Raw genomic sequence first — 26103 nt, 5'->3', positions numbered from 1 at the left:
GTTCGTTCGTTCACTTGTGGCCGCCGCCACCGAAGCCGCCGCCCCAGCTGCCGCCACTGCCGCTGCCAGAGCCACCGTAGTAGCCCCCGCTGCGGCGCTGGTTGGCCAGGCAGGATTGGTACTCGGCGCTTTGCGCCCCGAAGGTTTGCTTGGTTCGGTCGCAAGGTTCGTCGCTGCAGGCCTTCATCAGCACCACCACGGCGATGGCGATGAGGGCGAACACGAGCAGGCCCTTCAGGGTGTCGCCCGCGCTGCTCAGCGGCGAGGCGTCGCGCTGGATCTGCTTTTGCTGCTGCGGGTTCAGCCCGAAGGCCTGGGCCACCTCGGCGGCGTCCATCGCGCGGCCCAGGCTCCAGGTGATCTCGTTGCCGCTGCGCTCGCAACTCAGGAACTGGTCGCCACGGCGGTAGTCGGCCACATCGCCGACTTCGTCGCGCTTGACGCGCCAGTAGAACTCGCCGAGCACGTGGGTCGTCACCGCCTGGTAGCGCTCGTGCAGGTTGAACTGTTGGCCCTGCCATTGCACGCCCGCGCCCACCGGGGTCGGGGCGCCGGTCAGCACCGAGACCAAGCTCCAGCCTTCCTCGCTGTCGACCAAAAAAGCGAAGCCGCGCTGGCGGTTGTAGAGCAGGTACTCGCGCCAGAAGTACTGCTCGTCGTCGCCCCGGCTGCAGCGCTCCAGGAAGCCCACCACTTGCCACGGCTCGCGCGCGCCGCCCTTGAGCAGCGACAGCTTGCCGGTGCGCCCCAAGGGGATGGGCGGCTCCATGCCGATGGCTTGCTGGTGGTGGCGCAGGGCCTCGCCGGGGCCGCCCGAGAGGTCGACCACCGACTGGCATTGGCCGCAGGTGACCGACAGGGACTGGTTCAGTTGCGGCTGGATGGGGGCACCGCAGTGCGGGCAGGCCAGGCTGCGCCCGGCCCCTCCTTTGCCGAGGTCGGCCGCCGACTCCTCCCGCAGGTTGGCCAGCTTGAGTTGGCCCAGTTCCACAGGCCGCCCCACGCTCCAGCGCGGCGCTTCGCCTTCCACGTACTCCAAGGTGCCGACCGAATCGCGGCTGGAGCGCAGCTCGGCCACGAAGACCGCCTGCCCCAGCTTCGGGGGCTGGGGCAGTTCGCCCTCGGCCGCGTGCAGGGTGGCGGGGGTGAGGGCGGCCACGCGGTAGCCCTCGCCGTCGACCACCTGCTGGGCCCCGAGCACGAGCGCGGTCGGGGCGGGCGGCTGCGCCAGGGACAGCGGCCAGCTCATCACGAAGCGGCCGTTGTCCTCGCTCAACCAGGCGGACTTGCCGCTGTTGTCAAAGTAGGCGTGCCATTCGCTCCACCGGCCTCCGTCGTAGGCCAGCTGAACGCGACCCAAGACGGTGAAGGGCTCGCTCTGCCAGGTGCCCTGGGTGCCGATTTGCAGCGGCGAGTAGTCCGCAAAGAGTTCGGCGCTCTCGCCGGTGCGCAGCAGCGCATCGCCATCGCGCAGCAGGGTGCTGCGGCAAAAGCTGCAAACGGCGCTGGCACTGTGCGCCGAGGCAAACTCGACCGGCGCGCCGCAGTTGGGACAGGCGGCGCGCCAGCGGCGTTGCGCAGGGGCTTGGTCGTCGGCCAAGGCGCGGTCGACGACTTACAGCTTCCCGAGCAGCTCCGCCTTTTTGGCGGCGAACTCTTCGTCGCTGAGGATGCCCTTGGCCTTCAAGTCACCGAGCTTCTCGATCAAGGCGATCACGTCCTCGGCCTTGGCGGCCACGGGCGCTGCAGCGGCCGCGGCGGCCGCTTGCACCGCTGGGTTCACGCCGGCCAAACTGGCTTGCATCTGCTGCGCCAGCACCTGGCCCATGGCCACACCGGCGCCCAGGCCCATGGCGTCGCCCATCACGCCGCCCCCGCCGCCATTGGCCACGCCTTCGGCCATCTTGGGGATGGCTTGGGCGGTCTGGTACTGCATGAACTGGCCCATGTTGTTGCCGATCATGCCCATGCCGATCTTCTGGTCGAGGATCTTCTGCAGCTCCTCGGGCAGGGACACCGACTGCACCGTCACGGCTTCCAGCTTGAGGCCCAAGGCCTCGAAGGCCGGGCCCGTCGCGGCCTCCATGGCCTTGGCGAACTCGATCTGGTTGGCGGCCAGGTCCAGGAAGGGGATGCCGGACTGCGCGATGCCGTCGGAGATGTGCTGCAGCATCAGGCCGCGCAACTGCCCGTCGAGGTCGGTGACGGTGTAGGTCTCGCGCGTGCCGCTGATTTCGGTGTGGAACTTCTTCGGGTCGACGATGCGGTAGGCGTAGTTGCCGAAAGCGCGCAGGCGCACCGCGCCGAAGTCCTTGTCGCGGATGGTGATCGGCTGCGCCGTGCCCCAGCGCTGGTCGATCTGTTGGCGCGTGCTGAAGAAGTAAACGTCGCTCTTGAACGGGCTCTCGAAGAGCTTGTCCCAGTTCTTCAGGTAGGTCAGCACCGGCAGGGTTTGCGTCGTGAGCTTGTGCGTGCCGGGGCCGAAGACGTCGGCCACCTTGCCTTCGTTCACGAAGACGGCCATCTGGCTCTCGCGCACGACGAGCTGACCGCCGTACTGGATTTCGAAATCCTTCATCGGGTAGCGCCAGGCCAGCGTGCCGTCGCCGCTCTCCGTCCACTGCAGGATGTCGATGAACTGTTTCTTGATGAAATCCATCAGGCCCATGGTGCGTTCCTCTTTTGCACGAAGCCGTCACGAGACGGCGGCCGCAGTATCCCCAAACCGCGCAGGGGATGGAGGAGGTCACGGCCAAGAAAAAAGCCCACCTGCTTGAACAGGTGGGCCCAAATCGCCCCCGAGGGGGGACGAGGAGACGATCGTCAGGCGGCGCGCTTGGCCGACTTGGTGGCCTTGGTCGCCGTGGCGCTCAAGGTTTGGAAGTTGGATTCGGCGACTTCGGCGACCTGCTTGGCGGCCTTTTGGGCCGACTCGAAGGCGTTGTTGGCGGCGGCCAGGCTGCTCTTGGCCAGGGCCACGACGTTTTCGGTGCCGGCCGGGGCGTTCTTGGCCAGGTTCTCCACCAGGCCGTCGAACTTCGACTTCACGTCACCGAACTGCGACTCGGCCAGTTTGCCCAACTCGGCGCTGGTGCTCAGGCCGATGTCGGCCACGTGGCGGCCGTACGCGGCCAGCTTCTCGCCGGTGGGTTGCAGCAGGCCGGTTTGCAGGGCGATCAACTCTTGGGCGTCCTTCACCGACAGCAGGGCGGCGGTGGTTTCGGCGGCCTCGGTCAGCGAGGTCTTGGCGACCTGCAGGTTCAGCTCGGCCAGCTTCTCGGCACCGCTGAAGGCGGTGGCGCCGAAGGTGAACGCGGCTTGGGCGTAGGACTTTTGGGCGGCGAGGAATTGGTCGGGGGTGATCATGGCAGGCTCCTGGTTGAGGATGGAGGGCAGTGTTTTGTGCACTGCAGCATGAAACGAAGTATAGGGACGGCAAGCCGAAAGGCAAGCACTTTTTTGCACTGCAACAAAATCTTCGCATGCAGGTCTTTCATTTCGACGCGCAGCCGCTGCACCTGCCCGAGGGCCACCGCTTTCCGCACCACAAGTACCGCGCCCTGCGCGAGCGCTTGGCGGGCGTGCCCGGTTTGCGCCTGCAAGCGGCGCCGGCGGCCGCCTGGGACGCGGTGGGCCTGGTGCACGACCCGGCCTACATGGCGCGGGTGCGCGACGGCGGGCTGACGCCGGCAGAGCAGCGCGAGATCGGCTTTCCTTGGAACCCGGGCATGCCGGTGAGGGCCCTGCATTCCGTCGGGGCGACCTTGGCGGCCACCGAGGCGGCCTGGCGCGAGGGCGTGGCGCTGAACCTGGGCGGCGGCACCCACCACGCCAAGGCCGATGCCGGCGGTGGCTACTGCGTGTTCAACGACGTGGCGGTTGCCACGCGCTGGCTGCAGCGGCAGTGCTGGGTTCAACGCGTCGCCGTGATCGACCTGGACGTGCACCAGGGCAACGGCACGGCCTCGATCTTTGCCGGGGACGAGCGCGTTTTCACCCTGAGCCTGCACGGCGAGAAGAACTTTCCGTTCCGCAAGGTGGCCAGCAGCCTGGACGTGGACCTGCCCGACGACTGCGGCGATGGGGCTTACCTGTCTGCGCTGGACCAGGCCCTGGACGAGCTGGCACACCGCTTCCCGGCGCCGCAATTCGCCTTCTACCTGGCCGGGGCCGACCCGCATGAGGGCGACCGCCTCGGGCGCCTGCGCCTGAGCCGAGACGCCATGGCCGCACGCGATACCACGGTCTTGCACTGGCTGTGGCAGCGCCAGGTGCCGGCGGTGGTGACCATGGCCGGCGGTTACCCCACGGACTTGGACGCCATGCTGGACGTGCAGGTGCAAACCGTGCGCTTGGCCCAAGGCCATTGGGGCCGATGGAAGAATGCCGCCGACCCTGTGGAGAGACCATGACCGCAACGACGCCCCCGATGAGCGTTTCCGACGCCCTGCACACCCGCCACTCGGTGCGCGCTTTTTTGCCCACGCCGGTGCCGCGCGACACGATCGAGGCCATCTTGGCCGACGCGGCGCAGGCCCCGTCGGGCACGAACATCCAGCCCTGGCGGGTGCGGGTGCTGACGGGCGCCGCGCTGAAGCGTGTGGTCGACATGGCCCTGGCCATCCACAACGACCCGGCGCAAGCCGCCGCGCTGGAGGCCGAGTACTCCTACTACCCGCTGGAGTGGACCTCGCCCTTCGTGGACCGCCGCCGCAAGGTGGGCTGGGACATGTACGGCCTGCTGGGCATTGGCAAGGGCGACAAGGAGCGCATGCACGCCCAGCACGGCCGCAACTACTGCTTCTTTGACGCGCCGGTGGGCCTGATCTTCACCATCGACCGCGTGCTGACCCAGGGGGCCTGGGTGGACTACGGCATGTTCATGCAGTCCCTGATGCTGGCGGCCAAGGCGCGCGGGCTGGACACCTGCCCGCAAGCGGCCTGGATCCACTACCACCGCCAGTTGGCCGAGATGCTCGACTTTGCGCCCAACGAGATGCTGGTGTGCGGGATGGCACTGGGCCATGCCGACCCCGAGGCGGTGGTCAACCGCTTGCGCACGGAGCGCGCACCCGTCGCCGAGTTCACGACCTTCCTGGAGGCCTGATGCGCCGACTTGCCCTCACCTTGAGCTTGACCCTGCCGGGGATGGCCCACGCCGCCGCCCTCGACGCCAGCGCCTTCAACCCTTGGTGGGCCTTGCCCTTCGTGGGCATCTTGCTGTCCATTGCCCTGGGGCCATTGTTGGTTCCTGCCTTCTGGCACCACCACTTCGGCAAGGTGGCGGCCTTTTGGGCGGCCTGCTTTTTGGTGCCTTTGGCCTTGACCCAGGGCCTGGCCGCCACGGGCGGTGCGGTGGTGCACACCCTGCTGGCCGAGTACATCCCCTTTACCTTGCTGCTCTTGGCGCTGTTCACCGCCTCGGGCGGCATCTACATCCGCGGCAACCTGCACGGCTCGCCGGCGCTGAACGCCGGGATCATGGCCGTGGGGGCCCTGCTGGCCAGCGTGATGGGCACCACCGGCGCCTCGATGCTGCTGATCCGGCCGCTGATTCGGGCCAACGACAACCGCAAGCACGTGGTGCACGTCATCGTGTTCTTCATCTTCATCGTCAGCAACGCCGGCGGGGCGCTGACGCCGCTGGGCGACCCGCCCCTGTTCCTCGGCTTCCTGCAAGGCGTGAGCTTCTTTTGGACGGTGCGCGAACTGGGCCCCGAGACCTTGTTCGTGGTCGGCACCCTGCTGGCGATGTTCTTCGCCATTGACACGTACTGGTACCGCAAGGAAGGCGTCACGCCCGTCGACCCCACGCCCGACTCGCCCCGGCTGGGGCTCGATGGCGCCATCAACTTCTTGCCCTTGGCCCTGGTGGTCGGCTTGGTGCTGATGAGCGGGCTGTGGAAGCCCGGCGTCGTCTTCGAGGTGGCCGGCACGCCCGTCACCTTGCAAGCCGTGGTCCGAGACCTGGGCCTGCTGGGCGTGACCCTGCTGTCCCTTTGGATCACGCCGGCCGGCGTGCGCGAAGCCAACCAGTTCGGATGGGCACCGATGCAAGAGGTGGCCAAGTTGTTCATCGGGATCTTCCTCACCATGGTCCCCGTGCTGGCCATGCTGCAAGCCGGGCTGAACGGCCCGTTCGCGGGCCTGGTGCGGGCGGTCTCGGACGCGCAGGGCGCGCCGGTGCCCATGGCCTACTTCTGGGCCACGGGCTGGCTGTCGGCCTTCTTGGACAACGCCCCCACTTACCTGGTGTTCTTCAACCTGGCCGGCGGCGACGCCCAGGCCTTGATGGGCGCCGGCTCGGCCACCCTCGCCGCCGTGTCGGCCGGCGCGGTGTTCATGGGGGCGATGAGCTACATCGGCAATGCGCCCAACTTCATGGTCAAGGCCATCGCCGAAGACCGCGGCATCCGCATGCCCAGCTTCTTCGGCTTCCTCGCTTGGAGCTTCGGGCTCTTGCTGCCGGTGCTGGCCCTGATGGCCTGGATCTGGTTCCGATGAAGCCGCGCCTGCTCGTCGCGCGTCGCCTGTTTCCCGACGTGCTGGCGCCCTTGGCGGCCGCCTACGAGCTGGACGTGCACGACAGCGACCAACCCCTGCCGCCGGCCGCCCTGGCCGCGCGCCTGCAGGGCTGCTGGGGCCTGCTCGGCTCGGGCACCGAGCGGGTGGACGCCGCGCTGCTGGCGGCCTGCCCCACGCTGCAAGCGGTGGCCCTGGTCACGGTGGGCTTCAACAACCTGGATCTGGCGGCCTGCCGCGCCCGGGGCCTGCGGCTCAGCAACGCCCCGGGCGTGCTGACCGAAGCCACCGCCGATTTCGGCCTGGCCCTGCTGCTGGCGGCGGCGCGGCGGGTGGGAGAGGGCGAGCGCTTCGTGCGCGCGGGGCAGTGGCAGGGCTGGGCCATCGACCAGTTCGCCGGGGCACCGGTGGCGGGCACGACCTTGGGCGTCGTCGGGATGGGGCGCATCGGCACCGCCATCGCCCGGCGGGCGCGCCATGGCTTTGGCATGCGCATCGTCTACAGCCAGCGCAGCACCTCGCCCGAGGCCGAGGCGCTGCAGGCCCAGCACCTGCCCCTGCCGGACCTGCTGCGGCAGGCAGACCACGTCGTCGTGATGGTGCCCTATGGGCCGGACACGCACCATTTGATCGGCGCCTCAGAACTGGCCTGGATGAAGCCCAGCGCCACCCTGGTCAACCTGGCCCGTGGGGGCGTGGTGGACGATGCCGCCTTGGCCGCGGCGCTTCAGCAAGGGCGCTTGGCGGCGGCCGGCTTGGACGTGTTCGAGGGCGAGCCCGAGGTGCACCCGGCGCTGCTGGCCTGCCCGAACGCGGTGCTCACGCCGCACATTGCCAGCAGCACCCTGCCGACGCGGCGCGCCATGGTGCAGTTGGCGGTGGACAACCTCCTGGCCTGGGCCGATGGCCGCCCTGGCCCCACCCCGATTTAAGAGGCGAGGTCGAGCTGCAGTTGGCGGCTCTGCCGGCCCTTTTCGCCGGCCCCTTCGCCGCTGGACTGGCTGCTGCGGCGCACGGCCACCAGGCGTTCGCCCACGACGGTGAAATGGGTCTCTTCGGTGGACTTCATTTCGAAGGTGATGACCATCATGGCGCGGCCCGAGATGGTTTGGGTTTGGCGCGCAGCCAAGGGCGTGCCATCCGCCGCCACCCACACCTCTAGCAAGTTGCTGAACTTTTTGACGTACTTGTCGGGCTGACGAAGGGGCACGTCGAAGCTGACCACGCGAGCCGCCTGGCCCTGCCACGCTTCCGCCCGCTCGCTCTTGAAGGTGGCGCGGTTCAAAGTGCGCAGCAGGCCATCGGCGGCGCGGGTCATTTGGCGCACGTCCTGGTAGGCCAGGCCCGACAAGCCGGTGGCGGTCGGCGTGCTGGCTTTGGGATTGGCATCCTTCGCCGTGTCTTCCTGCAAGGCCTTGGCCAAGACGGGCTGGGGGTAGGTCACGCGCAAGCCCTGGGGGCCATCGTCAAACGCGACTTGGGCCGCGCCGACGTCGTTGCGCGCATCGTCCTGCCCTTCGTTCTGGCGGTTTTCGCTCTTGACGCTGATCTGGCCCTTGATGGGCGTTTGGCCTTGCAGTCGCACGAGCGCGGCCTTGAGGTCGCTCAGGGCGTCGGCGCGGGCGTCGAGGGGCAGGCTGAGTCCAGCGGCAAGGGTAAGGGCGAAGCAGGCACGAAGGGAAGGGGACATGGGCATCAACGCAAGTGGGTGTCAAGAAACTGAAGGAGCAAGCGCCCGACGGCATCGGGGTCGCTGCCGAAGTCGGCATGGCCGGCCCCGGGGATGACGTGCAAGCGGTGCGGCGCGTTGACCGCCGACAGCACCGCGTTCAGGCGCTGGGCTTGGGCCACCGGCACGATGGGGTCGTGCTCGCCGTGCAAGATCAAGGTGGGCGGGTTGTCGGGGCGCGCGAAGTGCACCGGGCTGGCTTCGTCGAGCATGGCCGCGCTGAGCGGCACGCGCCCCATCAAGACGCCCACCGCGCGGCGCGTTTCGTCGCTGTAGCGGGCGGCGTCGCGCAGGTCGGTTGGGGCGCCGTGGGTCACCAGGGCGGCGATGCGGGTGTCCCCACCGCGGGGCTGCCCTTGCCCTTCGAAGCGCGGGTCGTTCGGCGTGTAGGCCGCCAGCGCGGCCAGGTGGCCGCCGGCCGAGCCGCCGAGCAGGGCGATGCGATCGGGGTCGATGTCCAATTCGCTGGCGTGGGCCTTGAGCCAACGCAGCGCGCACTTCACGTCGGCAAGGTGCTCGGGGTGGCGCACGGCGGGCGACAGTCGGTAGTCCACGGTCAGCCCGGTGTACCCCTGGCCGGCCAGGGCGTGCATGAGGGGGGCGAAGTCCTCGCGCGCGCCGCCGCGCCAACCGCCGCCGTGCACGAAGAGCAGCGCGCGGCGCTTGTGCGTGGTTCGGTCGGGGCGGACCAGGTCGCCCCGCAGGGTCTCGCCGGCCACCTCGCACACCGGCAGGCCCGCTGCCGCTTGGGGACCGCTGGACAGGGGCGGGATGCGGGTCGTCGGCCCTGGGCTGGGGGCGCAGCCCGGCGCGGTGGCCAGGCCCATCGACACGAGCAGCAGGGAGAGGAATCGGCGCATGGGTCGGGATTGTGGCCAGCCCGCAGCGCGGCATGGGGCCCGCCGCGACAATCTGCGAATGCCTTGGTTCGAACTGCTGATTGCGGCCCTGGCACTGCTGAACGCGGTGCTCCTGCTGCTCCTCTGGCGCCGCCCAGCGCCGGCCCCCGATCTCCAACCCCTGCAGCAAGCCCTGCAAGCCACCGAGCGCAACCTGCGCGATGACACCCAGCGGGCGGCGCAGGCCACGCGCCAAGAGTTGCTGGGCCAGCTGGGCCAGTTCCAGGGCAGCCTGCTGAGCCAAGCGGGCGAGGCCACGCGCACCCAGAACGAGCAAATCGATTCGCTGCGCGTGCAGGTGGCCGGGCTGCAGCAGGGCCTCTTGGGCGGCCTGGCCCAAACCACCCAGGCCTTGAACCAAAGCCAGGCCGCGGCCCGAGAGGCGCAAGATGCTGCGTTGGTGCGCAGCAGCACCCAGTTGCGCGAGCAACTGCAGGCCCTGACCACGGCCAACGAGCAGCGCATGGCCGACCTGCGCCACGCCGTGGAGCAGCGCCTGACGGGCATCCAGCAAGACAACGCCGCCAAGCTGGAGCAGATGCGCCAGACGGTGGACGAGAAGCTGCACGCCACGCTGGAGCAGCGCCTGGGCGAGAGCTTCCGCCAGGTGGCCGAGCGCCTGGAGCAGGTGCACCGGGGCCTGGGCGACATGCAGAACCTGGCGCGCGACGTGGGCAGCTTGAGCCGCGTGCTGACCGGCGTGAAGACACGCGGCGTGTTCGGCGAGGTGCAACTGGCAGGCCTGCTGGAGCAGGTGTTCACGCCCGAGCAGTACGGCCGCGAGGTCGTCACCGTGCCCGGCAGCACGGCGCGCGTCGAGTTCGCGGTGAAGCTGCCCGGTCAGGGCGAGGCGCCGCTGTGGCTGCCCATCGACGCCAAGTTCCCCCGCGAGGACTACGAGCGCTTGCTAGACGCCCAAGAGCGCGCCGACGCCCCCGCTGCCGAGGCCGCCGGGAAGGCCTTGGAAGCCCGATTGCGCCTGGAGGCCAAGACCATCGCCGACAAGTACCTGGCGCCGCCGCACACCACCGACTTTGCGCTGCTCTTCGTACCCACCGAGGGCCTGTACGCCGAGTGCCTGCGCCGCCCCGGCCTGTTCGAGGCCTTGCAGCGCGAGCACAAGGTCATGCTGACCGGGCCCACGACCTTGCTGGCCACCCTGGGCAGCCTGCAGATGGGCTTCCGCACCCTGGCGCTGGAGAAGCGCAGCAGCGAAGTCTGGGCCGTGCTGGGCGCCGTGAAGACCGAGTTCGGCAAGTTTGGGGGCGTGCTGGCCAAGACCAAGAAGAAGCTGGACGAGGCCAGCAAGACCATCGACGACGCCGAGGTGCGCACGCGGGCCATGGCGCGCAAGCTCAAGGGCGTGGAGTCGCTGCCCGAGCCGCAGGCGCAGGGATTGCTGTCGCTGAGCGCTGAGGCCGAAACCGACGAGCGGGGCGACGAGGCTTGAGCCGCTTGCCCGCGGGCTTCCTGCGGCTCATCGGGGCCCTGATGGCCCTGCACGCCACGATGGCGGTGGTGCGGGTGACCTCCACGCTGTGGTTGTTGAAGACCGGGCACAGCGCCTTCCTCGTCGGCGTGATGCTGGCCTTGGTGTCGCTCACGCCCGCGCTCTTGGGTGCACCCGCCGGCGCCTGGGCCGATCGCTTTGGGCTGTGGCGACCGCTGGTGGGGGGCTCGGCATTGGCCGGCCTGGGCGTCGTGGCCGCCTGGGCCTGGCCCAGCGTGCCCACCTTGGTCCTGGCCGCGCTGGGCACCGGGGCGTCCCTGGCCTTGTCCGCCGTGGCGGTGCAGCGGGAGATCGCCCTCATCGCCCAGGCCCAGCCCGACGGGGGCGTGCCCTCGCAGGCGCTCTACAGCTGGGCGGCCATGGGGCCGGCGATGTCCAACACCCTGTCGCCGGTGGTCGCGGGCTTCCTGATCGACCACCTGGGCTTTCGCTACGGCTTCTTTGCCGGGGTGCTGCTCGCCCCCGTCGGCTTGCTGCTGTTGCGGGCGAACCGCCACCGGCCGTGGCCGGGCGGGGCGCGCCATGCCAGCCTGATGCCGGCCTGGGACCTGCTGCGCCAACGCCCCTTGCGCGCGCTGCTGGTGCTGAACATGGTGTTGGCCGTGGCCTGGGACGCGCACACCTTCGTCGTGCCCGTGCTGGGCCATGAGCGCGGCTACTCGGCCTCGACCATCGGGCTGCTGCTCGGGGCCTTTGCCGTGGGCGTGGCCTTGGTGCGCTTGGCCATCGTGCGATGGACGGGGGCCTGGAGCGACCGCACGGCCATCCGCGCGGCGCTGCTGGTCACGGCCTCGGCCCTGGGGGCCTACCCCTGGCTGCCCGGGGTGCCGGGCATGGCGCTGGGCAGCTTCCTGCTGGGCATGGCCTTGGGCTCGGTGCAGCCGACCATGTTGGCGGCGCTGACGCACATCACGCCGCCCGAGCGCCACGGCCAAGCCCTGGGCCTGCGCATGGTGCTGACCAACGGCGCCGCCATCCTGATGCCCCTGGCCTTCGGCGCCGTGAGCAGCCTGGCCGGCGCGGCCGCGCCGATGAGCCTGATGGCGCTGGTGGCCGCGGCCTGCTGGCCCGCCACCCGGCCCTTGAGCCAAAGCCCGGGTGGCAAGCCAAGCGTCAAGGACTGATCACCACACCGTTAGGCGCGCCTCGGCCACCATGGGGTCGCCGGCCTGGCACTGGAAGGCCTTTTGGAAGGCCTCGGTGTGCGCCATCGGAATCAGCACCCGGTAGCGCGGCGGCGAGTGGCTGTCGGTGCGCAACTGCTGGATCATGGCCTCGGTGCGGTACTTGCTGCGCCACACCAGGGCCTGGTTGACGAAGAAGGCCTGGGCCGGTGTGCGCCCGTCGGCGCGGGGGGGCGCCGGGTGCCGCGCCAGCGAGCGCTGCAGGGCGTCGAAGGCGATTTGCAGGCCGCCCAGGTCGGAGATGTTCTCGCCCAGGGTCAGGTCGCCGTTGATGCGGTGGCCGGGCAAGGCCTCGACGCCGCCGTACAGCGCCGAGACCTTGGCGGCCCGCTCGCGGTAGGCGGCGGCGTCTTGCGGCGTCCACCAGTCGTTGAGGTTGCCTTGTCCATCGAACTGTCGCCCGCGGTCGTCAAAGTGGTGAATGATTTCGTGGCCGATCACCATGCCGATGCCCCCGAAGTTGCTGGCGTCGTCGGCCTGGGCGTCGAAGAAGGGCGGCTGCAGGATGCCCGCTGGGAAGGTGATCTCGTTCAAGCCCCCCGCGAAGGCATTGACGATGTGCGGGCTGGTGAACCAACGCGTGCGGTCCACCGGCCGTCCCAGGTCGTTGAAGCGCTGCGCGCTGGCCCACTGCGCGCCGCGCAGCAGGTTGCCGGCCAGGTCGTCGGGCCGCGTCACGAGGCCGGTGTAGTCGGGCCAGCGGGCCGGCGCGCCGATCTTCAGCGACATGGCGTCCAGCTTGGCCAGGGCCTTTTGCTTGGTGGCCTCGCTCATCCAAGGCAGGCCGCGCACGCGAACCCGCATGGCTTCCTTGATGTCGCTCACCAGTTCGGCAGAGCGCTTGGCGGCTTCGGCCGGAAAGGCGGCCTGCACGAAGACCTCGCCCAGCAGCTGCGCCAGCGGCGCGTTGCCGTAGCGCCCGCCGATGGCCTCGACCATGCGTTCGCTGCGGGGTGCGGGGGCCTGCAGGCCTCGCTGGGTCTTGCCGTGGTACTCGAAGTGCGCTTGCTGGAAGGCCCGGTTCAAGCCGGGGGCGTAGGCGTCCAGCACGCGCACGGCCAGGTAGTCGCGCCACACACCCAGCTCGGTGTTTGCGGCCTCTCGCGCGACGGCCGCCAGGAACTCGGGCTGCCCGACCACGAAGCGCGCGGGCGCGCGCTCGGGCAGCTTCAGGGCTTGGATCAAGGCGGCCCAGTCCAGCTCCGGCGCCTGCGCGCGCAGGCTGGCGGCGACGTGCGGGTGGTAGTTGGCCCGCGGGTCGCGCAGTTGGGTGCGGGGCGTGCTGGCCTGGGCCAGCCGTGCTTCGAAGGCCGCCAAGGCGTCCAGTCGGGCGGCGTCGGGGGCCTGGCCTTGCCAGGCCGTCAGCAAGGCCGCTTGGTAGCGCCGCGCGGCCTCGCGCAGGCGCTGGGCGGTGGCGTCGGTGCCCGTGGCGTCGTCGCGGTCGGGCAGGGTCAGGCCGGCCTGGCCCAGCATCAGCGTGTAGCGGCGGGTGTCCATCGGGTCGGGGCGCACCCCGATGGCGATGGGGGCGGCCACCTGGGCGCGGGCCAGCATGGCCATCAGCGCGGGCAACTGGTCGCGCGTGCGCAGCGCCGCGATCGGCTGAAGCAGGGGCGCCAGGGCCGCGACGCCCTGGCGCTCGAGCGCTGCTTCGTCCGTGGCACTGGCCCACACGGTGGCGGCGTGGCGCAAGCCCGCCGTCGGGGCCTGCTGGGCCGACAGACTCGCCAGGGCCGCTTGCAACACCGCTTCGTTGCGCCGGGCCAGTTCGTCGAACGAGCCGGTTCGCGAGCGCGAGGCGGGCAACTCGGTCTGGGCCAGCCACGCGGCGTTCACGTGGCCGTAGAAGTCTTGGCAGGCCGCCGGGGCCTCGGATTGGGCGCGAGCCCCCAGTGCGAGGAGGGCCAAAGACAGGGGCAGCAGAAGGCGTTTCGTCGAAGTCATGGGGACGCAGGTAAACCCGAAGGGCGCGCAGCGTAGAGCGAGCACTCCAGGTGCCGACACAGGGTTGCACCCGACCGGGAAAGTCCGTTGTGTCGTTTTGCCACCGGTCACATTTCACGGCCTTGTCATTTTTTAGACTGCGCGGCGTCCAAGAAGGTTCGGTTCGCCGGGCCCGAAGGGACGTCGCGATGGAAGAAGAAATAGGGGGCGACGCTCCCCCTGTGCCGAAGAAGCCGCTGAGCACTTGCCCACCGCAGGCAAGGAGGGGGTCAGCCGTTTCAGCCAGCACCCGGGCCAACGCCCGAGGCGTCTGTCGACCCGCCCGTTACCCCGGGCCTCCCCCCCCAAGCGCCTTCGCCACCCGAAGGCGCGTTCAAAACCCGATCTCTGGAGCTTTCCCATGTCTTGGATGGATTCGAAGCAGTTGCCGGTGAAGTTGTTGGTTTCTTTGTGCGTGGCCACGGCCTGTGCGGGCATGGCCCAAGCGCAGCAGTTGTTCCGCGCGCCGGCCGAGGCGGCCGATCACACCGATCGCATGATCATCAAGTACCGCGCCACCAACGGACTGGTGGCCGAGGCCTCGAGCCAGGCCAGCGCCGTGCGCGGCCGCTTGGCGGCCGAGATGGGCTTGGCCATGTCGCAACTGCGCCGCAACGGCCTGGGCGCCGACGTGATGCAACTGAACCGCGCCATGCCGGTCGCCGACCTGCGCGGTTTGGCCGCCAAGATGATGGCCGAGGACCCGACCATCGAGTACGCCGAGCCCGATCGCAAGATGTACCCGCTGCTGACGCCCAACGACACCAACTACAGCAGCCTGTGGGGCCTGGGCAGCGGCAATGGCGGCATCCGTGCCAACACCGCGTGGGACACCACCAACGGCGCTGGCGTGACCGTGGCCGTGCTGGACACCGGCATTCGCCCGCACCCTGACTTGGCCGCCAACATCGTGTCGGGCTACGACATGATCGTGGACACCACGGTCTCGAACGACGGCAGTGGCCGTGACAGCGACCCCTCCGACCCCGGCGACTGGAACACCGCCGGCCAGTGCGGCACGGGCTCGCAGGCCAGCAACTCCAGCTGGCACGGCACCCACGTGGCCGGCACCATCGCGGCCGTGGGCAACAACAGCACCGGCGTGATCGGCGTGGCCTACGGCGCCAAGGTGCAGGCCGTGCGCGTGCTCGGCCGTTGCGGCGGCTACACCTCGGACATCGCCGACGGCATGATCTGGGCCAGCGGCGGCACGGTCAGTGGCCTGCCCGCCAACCCGACCCCGGCCAAGGTCATCAACATGAGCCTGGGCGGCGGCGGCGCTTGCGACACCACGACGCAAAACGCCATCAACAGCGCCCGCTCGCGCAACACCACCGTGGTGGTGGCCGCTGGCAACGAGAACCAGAACGTCTCGAACAGCAACCCGGCCAACTGCTCGGGCGTGATCGCCGTGGCGGCCGTGGGCCCGACGGGCGGCCGCGCGTCGTACTCGAACTTTGGCACCTTGGTGGACGTGGCCGCGCCTGGCGGTGAGATGAGCACCGGCACGACCAACGGCATCTTGTCGACGCTGAATGCCGGCACGACCACGCCGGGCGCCGACAACTACGCTTACTACCAAGGCACCTCGATGGCCACGCCCCACGTGGCCGGCGTCGTCGCCCTGATGTACGCGGTCAAGCCCACGGCCACGCCGGACCAGATCGAGTCGGCCCTGAAGTCCAGCGCCCGCGCCTTCCCGGCCACCTGCAGCGGTTGCGGCACCGGCATCGTCAATGCCACGGCAGCGATCGCGGCCATCGTCGGTGGCACCACGCCGCCCCCGACGGGCGTGAACGAGACCGAGTCGAACAACACGACCGGCACCGCCAACCTGGTCAGCGCCCCGGCCACGGTGAACGGCTCGCTGTCGACCACGACCGACACGGACTACTTCCGCGTCAACCTGCCGGCCGGCAAGACCTTGACCGCCACGCTCAACGGCGGCACCAAGGACTACGACCTGTACATCTACAACAGCGCGGGCACGCAGCTGACCTCCAGCACCAAGGGTGCGGGTCAGGTGGATTCGGCCACCTCGGCCAACACCGGCACGACCACGACCACCCGTTACGTGCGCGTTCGCTATTACAGCGGCGGCGCGGGCACCTACACCCTGGGCCTGAGCTGGTAAGCCTTCGCACTTCCTTGTGCGCCCAAGGGGCCGCCTACACTGGCGGCCCCTTTTTCATTGGCATGGCCATGGCCGGTTTGCGTCCCGAGTTCCCTCGTCCCAGCGCGATCACCCTGCACCAGGGCACGCAGCGCCTCGAGGTGGCGTTCGACGACGGGGCCTGCTTCGCCTTGCCCGCCGAACTGCTGCGGGTCTACAGCCCCTCGGCCGAGGTGCAGGGGCACAGCCCCGAGCAGGCAGTGCTGCAAGTGGGCAAGCGAGGGGTTCAGATCCTGGGCCTTGAACCGGTGGGCCACTACGCCCTGCGGCCGAGCTTCAGCGATGGGCACGACAGCGGCCTGTTCAGCTGGGACTACCTCTACCACCTGGGCCAGAACGAGGCGCGACTGTGGGCCGAGTACGAGGCCCGCTTGGCCGCGGCCGGGGCCAGCCGAGACCCTGAAGGAGTGGCGCGATGAGCCAAACGCATTTCGGATTCGAGACCGTCGACGAGCAGGTCAAGGCGCGCAAGGTGCGCGGTGTGTTCGACTCGGTCGCCAGCAAGTACGACCTGATGAACGACGCCATGTCCGGGGGCTTGCACCGGGCGTGGAAGGCCTACACGGTGGCGGTGGCCAACCTGCAAGGTGGCGAGCGCGTGCTGGACATCGCGGCGGGCACCGGCGACCTCACCAAGGCCTTCGCCAAGCGCGTGGGTCCCACGGGCCTGGTGCTGCACAGCGACATCAACGAGGCCATGCTGCGCACGGGCCGCGACCGGCTGCTCGACGAGGGCGTGCTCACCCCCAGCCTCTTGGCCGACGCCGAAAAGCTGCCCTTCGCGTCGCAGTCCTTCGACCTGGTCAGCGTGGCCTTCGGCCTGCGCAACATGACGCACAAAGACTTGGCGTTGGCCGAGATGGCGCGGGTGCTCAAGCCGGGCGGGCGCTTGCTGGTGCTGGAGTTCTCGCAAATCGCCGAGCCGCTGCGCAAGGCCTACGACTGGTACTCCTTCAAGGTGCTGCCCAAGCTCGGGCAGTGGCTGGCGGGTGATGCCGACAGCTACAAGTACCTGGCCGAAAGCATCCGCATGCACCCTGACCAGGCCACGCTCAAGGCCATGATGAAGGCGGCCGGTTTCGGCCACGTGGACGTGCACAACATGGCCGCGGGCGCGGTGGCTTTGCATGTCGGCATTCGCTGCTAAGGCCGTTCAGGCCCTGGGCCTGCTGCTGGCGCTGACGGCCTGCACCCCGCAGGACCCCGCCCTGCGACCGGTGGTGCAGGTCAACCGCGAAACGATCTCCGTGCGCCAGTTGCAAGACGCGTTGGAGCGCCAAGGCGCGCTGGGCCCCGAGCAGCGCGCCGCGCTGGCCCCGCAGGTGCTGGAGCGCCTGATCGACCAGGAACTGGCGTTGCAGCAGGCCGAGGCCTTGAAGCTGGACCGCGACTCCCGGGTGGCGGCGCAACTGGACGCGGCCCGGCGCGAGTTGATGGCACGGGCCTACGCGCAGTCCTTGGCTGCGGACGTGCCGGCCCCCACGGACGAGGAGGTGGCGAAGCACTACGCCTCGGTGCCCCAGCTCTACGCGCAGCGCCAAGTGTTCCGGGCGCAAGAGCTGCTGATCGACGGCCCGCCTTCGGCCCTGGGCGCCCTGCAGGCGCAGGTGCCCGCCGGCGCCGACTTCGGGCTGTGGCTGACGCAGGCCCAGGCCGCTGGCCTGCGGGTGCAACCTGCGTCGGTGTTGCGGCCCACCGAGCAATGGCCGGCTGCTTTGCAGGGCGCCTTGCCGGCGCTGGCCGACGGACAATGGACCGTGGTCGCCCGCCCGGGCGGCCTGTGGGTCGTGCAGCGCCTGGGTGCGCAGGCCGCGCCGTGGACCTTGGCCCAGGCGCGACCGGCGATCGAGCAGCAGCTGTGGGCCGAGCGCCGCCAAGCCCAGGTGCAAGCCGGCTTGCGCCGTTTGCGAGAGAAGGCCAGCGTCACCTACCTGGGCAGCATGGCCGCCCCGGCCAGCGCCGCGGCCTCGGCCGGGCCCTGAGGCTCAGGCCACGAGGCGGGAGGCCAGCAGGTCGACGATGCGCTGGGCGGCTTGACCGTCCCAGAGCGCCGGTCGGCGGCCGCGCTTGCCGCCGTGCTGGATCACGTCCAGGCAGGCGGCCACCACGGTGTCGGGGTCGGTGCCGGCCAGCACGTTGCTGCCTTCGTCCACCGTCACCGGCCGCTCGGTGTTGTCGCGCATGGTCACGCAGGGCACGCCCAGGGCCGTGGTCTCTTCTTGCAAGCCACCGCTGTCGCTCAGCACCAGGGCTGCGTCTTTCCAGAGGTGCAAGAAGCTCATGTAGGGCTGCGGGCCCATCAGCGTGACGTTGGGCCCCAGGTCGATGCCAGCGGCTTCCAGGTTCTTCCGCGTGCGCGGGTGCACCGCAAACGCGATGGGCAGGTGCTCGGCCACGCGGCGCAGCACCCCGGCCACGCGGCGCAGGTTGACCTCGCCGTCGACGTTGCTGGGGCGGTGCAAGGTCACCGCCACGTAGCGTGGATGCGCCTTCTTGAAGGCATCGGTCTCCAAGCCCGAGGTGTCCATGTCTTGGAGCTTGGCGGCTTGGTACAGCACGTTGTCCACCATCACGTGACCGACGTCGAAGACCGCTTCCATGGGCTTGCCCTCGCGCTGGAGGTGGGCCAGGCCCGAGGGCTCGGTGACGAAGAACCAGTCGGTGATGGCGTCGGTGACGAGGCGGTTGATTTCCTCGGGCATGGACATGTCGCCACTGCGCAGGCCGGCTTCCACGTGCGCCACCGGCACGCCGGCCTTCTTGGCCACGATGGCGCAAGCCAGGGTGGAGTTCACGTCGCCCACCACCAGGCAGCAGGCGGGCTTGGCCGTGGCGATCAGTTGCTCGTAGGCCTGCATGATCTTGCCGGTCTGCTCGGCATGGCTGCCCCCACCACAGCCCAGGCGCACGTCGGGTTGGGGGATGCCGAGCTCTTCGAAGAACACCTCGTTCATGTCGCGGTCGAAGTGCTGGCCGGTGTGCACGATCTGGAAGTCCAGGCGGCCATCGGCCTGCAGGGCCCGCACCAGGGGCGCGATCTTCATGAAGTTCGGCCGGGCGCCGGCGACGAGGTGGAGCAGGGGTTTGGCCATTGGAATCAGGGGGTGGCAACGGGCCAGTCATTGTGGCGCGCCGACAATGCGCCCCGACCCTTGATCCCCCTGAATGCGGAGTCCTCCATGAAGATCCTCGTCACCGGCGCCGCCGGTTTCATCGGCATGCACGTGAGCCAGATCCTGCTGGCGCGAGGCGACGAGGTCGTGGGCCTGGACAACCTCAACGACTACTACGACCCGCAACTCAAGCACGACCGTCTGGCGCGACTGACGCCGCACGCTGGCTTTCGCTTCGTCAAGCTGGACGTCGAGAACCGCGAGGGCATGGCCGCGCTGTTCGCCGCCGAGAAGTTCGACCGCGTGGTGCACCTGGCCGCCCAGGCCGGGGTGCGGTATTCGCTGACCAACCCGCACGCGTACATCGACGCCAACGTTCAGGGCTTCATGAACATCCTGGAGGGCTGCCGCCACCACGGCGTTCAGCACTTGGTCTACGCCAGCAGCAGCAGCGTGTACGGCGGCAACACCCTGATGCCGTTCAGCGAGCACCACAGCGTGGACCACCCGGTGAGCCTGTACGCCGCGACGAAGAAGGCCAACGAGCTGATGGCCCACACCTACAGCCACCTGTTCCGCCTGCCCACCACGGGCCTGCGCTTCTTCACGGTCTACGGTCCCTGGGGCCGCCCCGACATGGCCCTGTTCTTGTTCACCAAGGCCATCTTGGAGGGCAAGCCCATCAATGTGTTCAACCACGGCAAGATGGTGCGCGACTTCACCTACATCGACGACATCGCCGAGGGCGTGGTGCGCGTGCTGGACCGCCCGGCCGAGATCGATCCGGCCTACGACCCGGTGCAGGCCGACCCGGCGCGCTCGAACGCGCCCTACCGCGTGTTCAACATCGGCAACCACAACCCCGTGACCTTGATGGAGTTCATCGAGGCCATCGAGGCGGCCACCGGCCGGGTGGCTGAAAAGAACTTCATGCCCCTGCAAGACGGCGACGTGCCCGCCACGCACGCCGACGTCAGCGAACTGGAGGCTTGGACCGGCTTCAAGCCGGCCATGCCGGTGCCCCAAGGCATCGGCAACTTCGTCGCCTGGTACCGTAACTACTTCAAGGCCTGAGCCCGACCTGGGCTCAGGCCGGCTGCAGCGGCGCGGTGTCTTTCAAGGCCGCGGCCGCGGCGTCCTTGGCCGCCAGTTGGGGCGGGCTGCCCAGGTCGGGCCAGACGATGCCGATGTCGGGGTCGTCCCAGCGCACGGCCCCTTCGGCCTGGGGGGCGTAGTAGTCCGTCGTCTTGTAGAGGAAGTCGGCGCTTTCGCTGAGCACCAAGAAGCCGTGCGCAAAGCCCGGCGGCACCCAGAGCTGGCGGTGGTTGTCGGCGCTCAGTTCCACGCCGTCCCAGCGGCCGTAGGTGGGGCTGCCCGCGCGCAGGTCCACCGCCACGTCGAACACGGCGCCCGACACGCAGCGCACGAGCTTGCCTTGCGCATGCGGCGCGCGCTGAAAGTGCAGGCCGCGCAGCACCCCGCGGCGCGAGCGGCTGTGGTTGTCCTGCACGAAGCGCACCTCGCGGCCGACCGCCTCGTTGAAGCGTTCGGCGTTCCAGCTTTCGGTGAAGAAGCCCCGGGCGTCGCCAAAGACCTGGGGTTCGAGGATCAACAGCCCGTCGAGGGCGGTGGGCACGACCTTCACTTCACCAGCCTTTGCAGGTACTGGCCGTACTGCGTCTTGGCCAGCGGAGCGGCCAGCCTCAGCAGCTGCTCGGCGTCGATCCAGCCCTGCACGTAGGCGATCTCTTCGGGGCACGCCACTTTCAGGCCTTGCCGCCGCTCCAGGGTGGCGATGAACTGCCCCGCATCGAGCAGGCTGTCGTGCGTGCCGGTGTCCAGCCAGGCGTAGCCGCGACCCATGGTCTCGACGTGCAACTGCCCTTGGGCCAAGTAGAGCGCGTTGAGGTCGGTGATCTCCAACTCACCGCGTGGGCTGGGCCGGAGGTCGCGGGCCAGATCGCAGACCTGTTCGTCGTAGAAGTACAGGCCCGTGACGGCGAAATTGCTCTTGGGCTGGCGCGGCTTTTCCTCGATGGAGATGGCGCGCTGCTGGCCGTCGAACTCGACCACGCCGTAGCGCTCCGGGTCGGTCACGTGGTAGGCGAAGACCGAGGCCCCTTCCGTGCGGGCATTGGCCTCGCGCAGCAAGGCCGGCAGGTCGTGGCCGTAGAAGATGTTGTCGCCCAGCACCAGGCTGCTGGGGGCGCCGCCGATGAAATCCCGCCCGATGTGAAAGGCCTGGGCCAGGCCGTCGGGGCTGGGTTGCACCGCGTACTGGATGTTCATGCCCCAGGCGCTGCCGTCGCCCAGCAACTGGCTGAAGCGCGGGGTGTCTTGTGGCGTGCTGATCAAGAGCACGTCGCGCATGCCCCCCAGCATGAGGGTGCTGAGCGGGTAATAGACCATGGGCTTGTCGTACACCGGCAGCAGCTGCTTGCTGACGGCCAAGGTGGCCGGGTGCAGCCGGGTGCCCGAGCCCCCGGCGAGGATGATGCCTTTGCGCATGGCGCGTCCTTCAGGTGATTTCGGCCAGCATCCGTCGCACGCCTTGCTCCCAGGCCGGCAGGCGCAGCCCGAAGGCCTGCTCGAAGCGACGGCAGTCGAGCCGCGAGTTCAGGGGGCGCTGCGCCGGCGTGGGGTAGGCGCTGGTCGGGATGCCGTCCACCGCTTGACAGGCGAGTGTGCGGCCCATCGCGCGCGCGGTGTCGACGACAAAGCGGGCGTATGCCGCCCAATTCGTTTCACCGGCGGCGCACAGGTGGTAGGTGCCGCCAAGCTGGGGCTGCGCCAGCACCGCGCGCAGCGCGTGGGCCGTCGCATCGGCCAGGAGCTCGGCGCCGGTGGGGGCGCCCCACTGGTCGTTCACCACGCGCAGTCGTTCGCGCTCTTGGCCCAAGCGCAGCATGGTCTTGGCGAAGTTGCCCCCACGGGCGGCGTACACCCAGCTGGTGCGCAGGATCAGGTGGTGGCAGCCGCTGGCACGGATGGCGTCTTCCCCGGTCAGCTTGCTGCGACCGTACACGCTCAAGGGGCCGGTGGGGGCGTCTTCGGTTCGGGCATGCGTGCCGCTGCCGTCGAACACGTAGTCGGTGCTGTAGTGCACCAAGGGCACACCCAGGCGCGTGGCCACCTGGGCCAGGTACGCCGGGGCTTCCGCGTTCACGGTGTGGGCCAAGGCGGCTTCCGACTCGGCCTTGTCCACGGCCGTGTACGCCCCGGCATTGACGATGGCCGCAGGCGCCAAGGCCTGCACTGCCGCCGCCAGGGCCTCGGGCTGGCCCAGGTCGCCCGCCGTGCGGTCCCAGGCGTGCACCTCGCCCAGCGGGGCCAGGGCGCGCTGCAGTTCCCAGCCGACCTGGCCATTGGCCCCCAAGACCAGCAGCTTCATGCTTGGTACTGGGTGGCCACCCAATCGCGGTAGGCGCCCGACTGCACGCGCAGCACCCAATCCGGGTGGTCGAGGTACCAGCGCACCGTCTTGCGGATGCCGGTCTCGAAGGTTTCGGCCGGCTTCCAGCCCAACTCGCGCTCCAGCTTGCGGGCGTCGATGGCGTAGCGCCGGTCGTGCCCGGGCCGGTCCTTCACGTAGGTGATCAGGCGGGCGTAGGGGCCCTCGGCGCTGGGCTGCATCTCGTCCAGCAGCGCGCACACGGTCTTGACGATGTCGATGTTGGCCTTTTCGTTCCAGCCGCCCACGTTGTAGGTCTCGCCCAAGCGCCCGGCCTCGAGCACGCGGCGGATGGCGGCGCAGTGGTCCTTGACGTACAGCCAATCGCGGATCTGTTGCCCGTCGCCGTACACGGGCAGGGGCTTGCCCGCCAGCGCGTTGACGATCATCAGCGGGATCAGCTTCTCGGGGAAGTGGTAGGGCCCGTAGTTGTTGCTGCAGTTGGTGGTCAGCACCGGCAGGCCGTAGGTGTGGTGCCAAGCGCGCACGAGGTGGTCGCTGGCCGCCTTGCTGGCGCTGTAGGGGCTGTTGGGCTCGAAGGGGTGGGTCTCCGTGAAGGCCGGGGCGTCGGCGGCCAGGCTGCCGTAGACCTCGTCGGTGCTGACGTGCAAGAAGCGGAAGGCCGCTTTGGCCTCGTCCGCCAAGGATTGCCAGTGCGTGCGCGCCGCCTCCAGCAGGGTGAAGGTGCCTTGGATGTTGGTCTGGATGAAGGCTCCCGGGCCGTGGATCGAGCGGTCGACGTGGCTCTCGGCCGCGAAGTGGACGATGGCGCGCGGACGGTGCTCGGCCATCAGCCGGTCGACCAAGGCCCGGTCGGTGATGTCGCCGTGCACGAAGGTGTGGCGCGCATCGCCCGCGAGCGATGCCAGGTTTTCGCGATTGCCGGCGTAGGTCAGCGCGTCCAGGGTGAGCACGGGCTCGTCCGACTGCGCCAGCCAGTCCAGCACGAAGTTGCTGCCGATGAAGCCGGCACCGCCGGTGACGAGGATCGTCATGCCTCAAGTCCTTCCATAGGTGTCTTCAAACCGCACGATGTCGTCTTCGCCCAAGTAGCTGCCCGACTGCACCTCGATGATTTCCAGCGGCAGCTTGCCGGGGTTGGCCAGGCGGTGCACCACGCCCAGCGGGATGTAGGTGCTTTGGTTCTCGCCCAGCAGCAGGGTCTTGTCGCCCACGGTCACCTCGGCCGTGCCGCTGACCACGATCCAGTGCTCGGCGCGGTGGTGGTGCATTTGCAGGCTCAGGGCGGCCCCGGGCTTGACCAAGATGCGCTTCACCTGGAAGCGCTCGCCCTGGTCGATGCTGTCGTACCAGCCCCAGGGGCGGTGCACCTTGCGGTGCAGCAGGCCCTCGCCCCGGCCCGACTGGGCCAGCTGGGCCACGATGTGCTTGACCTCTTGGCTGCGGCTGCGGTCGGCCACCAGCACCGCATCGGCGGTTTCCACCACCATCACGTCGCGCAGGCCCACGGCCGCCACCAGGCGCTCGCCGGCCTGCACCAGCGTGTTCTCGCAGCCGCTCAGCAGGGCGTCGCCGCGCGCCACGTTGCCTTGGGCGTCGTGCTCGCCCACCTGCCAGACGGCCTCCCACGCGCCGAGGTCGTTCCACCCGGCCTTCAGCGGCTCCATGGCCAGGTGGAAGGCGCTGCCTGGGCAGGCTTCCATCACCGCGTAGTCCACCGACTCCGCGGGCACCGCGGCGAAGGCGGCGGCGTTGGGGCGCAAGAAGGCGCCGTCGCGCTGCGCGCCGTCGTAGGCGGTGCGCGTGGCCGCCAGGATGTCAGGGCGGAACTGCCCCAAGGCCTTCAACCAGGTGCTGGCGCGCAGCACAAACAGGCCGGCGTTCCAGTAGTAACCGCCCTCGGCCAAATAGGCCTGGGCCGTGGCCAGCGAGGGCTTCTCGACAAAGCGCGCCACGCGCTGGGCCCCGGCGAGCCCAGCGGCCTGGATGTAGCCGTAGCCGGTTTCGGGGCGGTCGGGGTCGACGCCCAAGACCACCAGGTCGCCCCCGGCCGCGCGGTGCACGGCACGGCGCAGGGCGGCGGTGAAGGCGTCGGCGTCGGTCACGGTCTGGTCGGCCGGCGTCACCACCATCACCGGGTCGTCGCCCTGGCTCATGGCCTGCAGCGCGGCCAAGGTGACGGCCGGCGCCGTGTTGCGGCCGCAGGGCTCCAGCAGCACGTCGGCCGGCGGCACCGGCAACTCGCGCAACTGGTCCAGCACCAAGAAGCGGTGCTCTTCGTTGCCCACCACCAGGGGAGGGCGCACGGCCAAGTCGGCGTCGGCCAAGGCCGCCAGGCGGGCGACGGCCTGCTGGAACAGGCTCTGGTTGCCCGACAGCACGAGGAATTGCTTGGGGTAGCCGGCGCGCGACAAGGGCCACAGGCGCGTGCCGGAGCCACCGGCCATCACGACGGGTTGTACGTTCAAGGTGCTCATGCGGTGCTCGGCAGGGGGCTGTCGAAGCCTTGGGGGTTGAGGCGTTGCCAGCGCCAGGAGTCTTCGCACATGCGGTCCAGGCCGTACCGGGCGCGCCAGCCCAACAGCTCGGCGGCCAGGGTCGGGTCGGCGTAACAGGCCGCCACGTCGCCGGGTCGGCGGGGCGCCAGCTCGTAGGGCACGGGCTGGCCGCTGGCGGCCTCGTAGGCCCGCACCAGGTCCAGCACGCTGTAGCCCTGGCCGGTGCCCAGGTTCACGGTGAACGAGCCCGGTGTGTCCAGCAGGCGGCGCAGCGCCGCCACGTGGCCCTCGGCGAGGTCGACGACGTGGATGTAGTCGCGCACGCCCGTGCCGTCGTGCGTCGGGTAGTCGTTGCCGAAGACCTGCAAGCGCGCCCGACGGCCGACCGCCACCTGGGCCACGTAGGGCATCAGGTTGTTCGGCGTGCCGCGCGGGTCCTCGCCGATGAGCCCGCTGGCGTGCGCGCCCACCGGGTTGAAGTAGCGCAGGCAGCCGGTTTGCCAGTGCGGGTCGGCGGTGCCCAGGTCGCGCAGGATTTGCTCGCCGATGAGCTTGGTGGCGCCGTAGGGGTTGGTGCTGCTGATCGGGGCGTCTTCGCGGATCGGCAGGGTGGCCGGGTCGCCGTACACCGTGGCACTGGAGCTGAACACCAGGCGATGGCAGCCGGTGGCGCGCAGCGATTCGCAGACGCTGATCAGGCCGCTCAAGTTGTTGCGGTAGTAGGCCAACGGCTGCTGCGTGGACTCGCCCACGGCCTTGTGCGCCGCGAAATGCACCGCCGCCTGAACGGGTTCGCGCGTCAGCAGGGCACTCAGCGCGGCGGTGTCGGTGACGTCGAGTTCCTCGAAGCGGGGGCGGTGACCGAGCAGGGTGGCCAGGCGGTCCAACACCCGCGGCGAGCTGTTGGCAAAGTTGTCGACGCCCAGCACCTCGAAGCCGGCCTCGTGCAGGGCCAACCAGGTGTGCGTGGCGATGTACCCGGTCGCGCCGGTGAGCAGGATGCGTGCGGTCATGGTGAGCGGCGGGATCGTAGTTCAGCGCTGCCCGGCAAGGCCCTGCCGACCCCGGGGCCCGGGGGGG

General features: G+C 69.6%; 24 protein-coding genes. 11 read left to right on the top strand and 13 right to left on the bottom strand.

From position 1 onward, the window contains the following. Positions 1 to 10: 10 nt before the first annotated feature. The 3 genes from EOD73_RS05790 to EOD73_RS05780 form a co-directional block, all read right to left on the bottom strand. Positions 11 to 1600, bottom strand: a complete 1590-nt coding sequence (locus EOD73_RS05790) for a DUF4178 domain-containing protein (RefSeq protein WP_127681706.1) — start codon at positions 1598 to 1600, stop codon at positions 11 to 13. A 15-nt stretch (positions 1601 to 1615) separates the two neighbouring features. Then, on the bottom strand, positions 1616 to 2668 hold the full coding sequence (locus EOD73_RS05785) for an SPFH domain-containing protein (protein ID WP_127681704.1): 1053 nt from the start codon (positions 2666 to 2668) through the stop codon (positions 1616 to 1618). Between the two features lie 155 nt (positions 2669 to 2823). Then, entirely contained in the window at positions 2824 to 3366 is a 543-nt protein-coding gene (locus EOD73_RS05780; RefSeq protein ID WP_127681702.1) for a phasin family protein, read from the bottom strand. A gap of 116 nt (positions 3367 to 3482) precedes the next feature. Between EOD73_RS05780 and EOD73_RS05775 the strand changes: the two genes are divergently transcribed. From EOD73_RS05775 to EOD73_RS05760, 4 genes are read left to right on the top strand one after another with little or no spacing between them, the layout of a single operon-like run. Next, a complete protein-coding gene (locus tag EOD73_RS05775; RefSeq protein WP_127681700.1) occupies positions 3483 to 4412 on the top strand; it encodes a histone deacetylase family protein in 930 nt (309 codons plus the stop codon). Further along, positions 4409 to 5107 carry a nitroreductase gene (locus tag EOD73_RS05770; RefSeq protein WP_127681698.1) on the top strand — a complete coding sequence of 233 codons (699 nt, stop codon included), beginning with the start codon at positions 4409 to 4411 and terminating at the stop codon, positions 5105 to 5107. The genes EOD73_RS05775 and EOD73_RS05770 overlap by 4 nt, the downstream gene beginning before the upstream one ends. Continuing rightward, positions 5107 to 6504 carry a sodium:proton antiporter gene (locus EOD73_RS05765; protein WP_127681696.1) on the top strand — a complete coding sequence of 466 codons (1398 nt, stop codon included), beginning with the start codon at positions 5107 to 5109 and terminating at the stop codon, positions 6502 to 6504. The genes EOD73_RS05770 and EOD73_RS05765 overlap by 1 nt, the downstream gene beginning before the upstream one ends. Next, a complete protein-coding gene (locus tag EOD73_RS05760; protein ID WP_127681694.1) occupies positions 6501 to 7454 on the top strand; it encodes a 2-hydroxyacid dehydrogenase in 954 nt (317 codons plus the stop codon). The genes EOD73_RS05765 and EOD73_RS05760 overlap by 4 nt, the downstream gene beginning before the upstream one ends. On the opposite strand, the gene EOD73_RS05755 is transcribed toward EOD73_RS05760, so the two are convergent. Next, complete coding sequence (locus EOD73_RS05755) at positions 7451 to 8212, bottom strand: hypothetical protein (protein ID WP_127681692.1); 762 nt, start codon at positions 8210 to 8212, stop codon at positions 7451 to 7453. The genes EOD73_RS05760 and EOD73_RS05755 overlap by 4 nt on opposite strands. A 5-nt stretch (positions 8213 to 8217) precedes the next feature. Then, positions 8218 to 9111, bottom strand: coding sequence for an alpha/beta hydrolase (locus EOD73_RS05750; RefSeq protein WP_127681690.1), 894 nt, complete (start codon positions 9109 to 9111; stop codon positions 8218 to 8220). Between the two features lie 58 nt (positions 9112 to 9169). Here EOD73_RS05750 and EOD73_RS05745 point away from each other — a divergent pair, with 58 nt between their 5' ends. Both EOD73_RS05745 and EOD73_RS05740 read left to right on the top strand, forming a co-directional pair. Next, positions 9170 to 10600: a DNA recombination protein RmuC gene (locus EOD73_RS05745; RefSeq protein ID WP_127681688.1), complete on the top strand. Its 1431-nt coding sequence runs from the start codon at positions 9170 to 9172 to the stop codon at positions 10598 to 10600. Then, positions 10597 to 11784: an MFS transporter gene (locus EOD73_RS05740; RefSeq protein ID WP_127681686.1), complete on the top strand. Its 1188-nt coding sequence runs from the start codon at positions 10597 to 10599 to the stop codon at positions 11782 to 11784. Before EOD73_RS05745 ends, EOD73_RS05740 begins: the two co-directional genes overlap by 4 nt. Here EOD73_RS05740 and EOD73_RS05735 read toward each other — a convergent pair whose 3' ends face one another. Then, positions 11785 to 13788 carry a M13 family metallopeptidase gene (locus tag EOD73_RS05735; protein ID WP_127681684.1) on the bottom strand — a complete coding sequence of 668 codons (2004 nt, stop codon included), beginning with the start codon at positions 13786 to 13788 and terminating at the stop codon, positions 11785 to 11787. A 400-nt stretch (positions 13789 to 14188) separates the two neighbouring features. Between EOD73_RS05735 and EOD73_RS05730 the strand changes: the two genes are divergently transcribed. The 4 genes from EOD73_RS05730 (at position 14189) to EOD73_RS05715 (ending at position 17982) form a co-directional block, all read left to right on the top strand. Next, positions 14189 to 15961, top strand: coding sequence for a S8 family peptidase (locus EOD73_RS05730; RefSeq protein WP_240660608.1), 1773 nt, complete (start codon positions 14189 to 14191; stop codon positions 15959 to 15961). Positions 15962 to 16029: 68 nt separating this feature from the next. Continuing rightward, the gene (locus tag EOD73_RS05725; RefSeq protein ID WP_127681682.1) at positions 16030 to 16419 is read left to right on the top strand and encodes a gamma-butyrobetaine hydroxylase family protein; all 390 of its coding nucleotides are present in this window, start codon (positions 16030 to 16032) and stop codon (positions 16417 to 16419) included. Then, on the top strand, positions 16416 to 17147 hold the full coding sequence (gene ubiE, locus EOD73_RS05720) for a bifunctional demethylmenaquinone methyltransferase/2-methoxy-6-polyprenyl-1,4-benzoquinol methylase UbiE (protein WP_127681680.1): 732 nt from the start codon (positions 16416 to 16418) through the stop codon (positions 17145 to 17147). Before EOD73_RS05725 ends, ubiE begins: the two co-directional genes overlap by 4 nt. Continuing rightward, positions 17128 to 17982, top strand: a complete 855-nt coding sequence (locus tag EOD73_RS05715; protein ID WP_127681678.1) for an EpsD family peptidyl-prolyl cis-trans isomerase — start codon at positions 17128 to 17130, stop codon at positions 17980 to 17982. The genes ubiE and EOD73_RS05715 overlap by 20 nt, the downstream gene beginning before the upstream one ends. 3 nt (positions 17983 to 17985) lie before the next feature. On the opposite strand, the gene wecB is transcribed toward EOD73_RS05715, so the two are convergent. Continuing rightward, a complete protein-coding gene (wecB, locus tag EOD73_RS05710) occupies positions 17986 to 19092 on the bottom strand; it encodes a non-hydrolyzing UDP-N-acetylglucosamine 2-epimerase (protein ID WP_127681676.1) in 1107 nt (368 codons plus the stop codon). An 87-nt stretch (positions 19093 to 19179) separates the two neighbouring features. Between wecB and EOD73_RS05705 the strand changes: the two genes are divergently transcribed. Further along, positions 19180 to 20187, top strand: a complete 1008-nt coding sequence (locus EOD73_RS05705; protein ID WP_127681674.1) for an NAD-dependent epimerase — start codon at positions 19180 to 19182, stop codon at positions 20185 to 20187. Positions 20188 to 20200: 13 nt separating this feature from the next. Here EOD73_RS05705 and rfbC read toward each other — a convergent pair whose 3' ends face one another. From rfbC to galE, 6 genes are read right to left on the bottom strand one after another with little or no spacing between them, the layout of a single operon-like run. Continuing rightward, positions 20201 to 20758 carry a dTDP-4-dehydrorhamnose 3,5-epimerase gene (gene rfbC / locus EOD73_RS05700; protein WP_127681672.1) on the bottom strand — a complete coding sequence of 186 codons (558 nt, stop codon included), beginning with the start codon at positions 20756 to 20758 and terminating at the stop codon, positions 20201 to 20203. After that, positions 20755 to 21621 carry a glucose-1-phosphate thymidylyltransferase RfbA gene (gene rfbA / locus EOD73_RS05695; RefSeq protein WP_127681670.1) on the bottom strand — a complete coding sequence of 289 codons (867 nt, stop codon included), beginning with the start codon at positions 21619 to 21621 and terminating at the stop codon, positions 20755 to 20757. Before rfbA ends, rfbC begins: the two co-directional genes overlap by 4 nt. A gap of 10 nt (positions 21622 to 21631) precedes the next feature. Beyond that, positions 21632 to 22504: a dTDP-4-dehydrorhamnose reductase gene (gene rfbD / locus EOD73_RS05690; protein WP_127681668.1), complete on the bottom strand. Its 873-nt coding sequence runs from the start codon at positions 22502 to 22504 to the stop codon at positions 21632 to 21634. Beyond that, positions 22501 to 23559 (bottom strand): dTDP-glucose 4,6-dehydratase, encoded by a 1059-nt coding sequence (rfbB, locus tag EOD73_RS05685; RefSeq protein ID WP_127681666.1) that lies wholly within the window; start codon positions 23557 to 23559, stop codon positions 22501 to 22503. The genes rfbD and rfbB overlap by 4 nt, the downstream gene beginning before the upstream one ends. Positions 23560 to 23562: 3 nt before the next feature. Further along, positions 23563 to 25002 carry a mannose-1-phosphate guanylyltransferase/mannose-6-phosphate isomerase gene (locus EOD73_RS05680; protein WP_240660607.1) on the bottom strand — a complete coding sequence of 480 codons (1440 nt, stop codon included), beginning with the start codon at positions 25000 to 25002 and terminating at the stop codon, positions 23563 to 23565. Next, on the bottom strand, positions 24999 to 26036 hold the full coding sequence (gene galE, locus EOD73_RS05675; protein ID WP_127681664.1) for a UDP-glucose 4-epimerase GalE: 1038 nt from the start codon (positions 26034 to 26036) through the stop codon (positions 24999 to 25001). The genes EOD73_RS05680 and galE overlap by 4 nt, the downstream gene beginning before the upstream one ends. Positions 26037 to 26103: the final 67 nt, after the last annotated feature.

The sequence above is a fragment of the Inhella crocodyli genome, assembly GCF_004004565.1.
GTDB classification, from domain to species: domain Bacteria; phylum Pseudomonadota; class Gammaproteobacteria; order Burkholderiales; family Burkholderiaceae_C; genus Inhella; species Inhella crocodyli.
The sequence above is the reverse complement of the archived record's forward strand: the minus strand, read 5'-3'. Positions and strand labels throughout refer to the sequence as shown.

Bases quoted from the DNA above. Each gene is read 5' to 3' on its own strand.
- EOD73_RS05785 (WP_127681704.1), bottom strand. From the start codon at position 2,668: ATGGGCCTGATGGATTTCATCAAGAAACAGTTCATCGACATCCTGCAG.
- EOD73_RS05780 (WP_127681702.1), bottom strand. From the start codon at position 3,366: ATGATCACCCCCGACCAATTCCTCGCCGCCCAAAAGTCCTACGCCCAA.
- EOD73_RS05775 (WP_127681700.1), top strand. From the start codon at position 3,483: ATGCAGGTCTTTCATTTCGACGCGCAGCCGCTGCACCTGCCCGAGGGC.
- EOD73_RS05770 (WP_127681698.1), top strand. From the start codon at position 4,409: ATGACCGCAACGACGCCCCCGATGAGCGTTTCCGACGCCCTGCACACC.
- EOD73_RS05765 (WP_127681696.1), top strand. From the start codon at position 5,107: ATGCGCCGACTTGCCCTCACCTTGAGCTTGACCCTGCCGGGGATGGCC.
- EOD73_RS05760 (WP_127681694.1), top strand. From the start codon at position 6,501: ATGAAGCCGCGCCTGCTCGTCGCGCGTCGCCTGTTTCCCGACGTGCTG.
- EOD73_RS05755 (WP_127681692.1), bottom strand. From the start codon at position 8,212: ATGTCCCCTTCCCTTCGTGCCTGCTTCGCCCTTACCCTTGCCGCTGGA.
- EOD73_RS05750 (WP_127681690.1), bottom strand. From the start codon at position 9,111: ATGCGCCGATTCCTCTCCCTGCTGCTCGTGTCGATGGGCCTGGCCACC.
- EOD73_RS05745 (WP_127681688.1), top strand. From the start codon at position 9,170: ATGCCTTGGTTCGAACTGCTGATTGCGGCCCTGGCACTGCTGAACGCG.
- EOD73_RS05735 (WP_127681684.1), bottom strand. From the start codon at position 13,788: ATGACTTCGACGAAACGCCTTCTGCTGCCCCTGTCTTTGGCCCTCCTC.
- EOD73_RS05730 (WP_240660608.1), top strand. From the start codon at position 14,189: ATGTCTTGGATGGATTCGAAGCAGTTGCCGGTGAAGTTGTTGGTTTCT.
- EOD73_RS05725 (WP_127681682.1), top strand. From the start codon at position 16,030: ATGGCCGGTTTGCGTCCCGAGTTCCCTCGTCCCAGCGCGATCACCCTG.
- ubiE (WP_127681680.1), top strand. From the start codon at position 16,416: ATGAGCCAAACGCATTTCGGATTCGAGACCGTCGACGAGCAGGTCAAG.
- EOD73_RS05715 (WP_127681678.1), top strand. From the start codon at position 17,128: ATGTCGGCATTCGCTGCTAAGGCCGTTCAGGCCCTGGGCCTGCTGCTG.
- wecB (WP_127681676.1), bottom strand. From the start codon at position 19,092: ATGGCCAAACCCCTGCTCCACCTCGTCGCCGGCGCCCGGCCGAACTTC.
- EOD73_RS05705 (WP_127681674.1), top strand. From the start codon at position 19,180: ATGAAGATCCTCGTCACCGGCGCCGCCGGTTTCATCGGCATGCACGTG.
- rfbA (WP_127681670.1), bottom strand. From the start codon at position 21,621: ATGCGCAAAGGCATCATCCTCGCCGGGGGCTCGGGCACCCGGCTGCAC.
- rfbD (WP_127681668.1), bottom strand. From the start codon at position 22,504: ATGAAGCTGCTGGTCTTGGGGGCCAATGGCCAGGTCGGCTGGGAACTG.
- rfbB (WP_127681666.1), bottom strand. From the start codon at position 23,559: ATGACGATCCTCGTCACCGGCGGTGCCGGCTTCATCGGCAGCAACTTC.
- EOD73_RS05680 (WP_240660607.1), bottom strand. From the start codon at position 25,002: ATGAGCACCTTGAACGTACAACCCGTCGTGATGGCCGGTGGCTCCGGC.
- galE (WP_127681664.1), bottom strand. From the start codon at position 26,036: ATGACCGCACGCATCCTGCTCACCGGCGCGACCGGGTACATCGCCACG.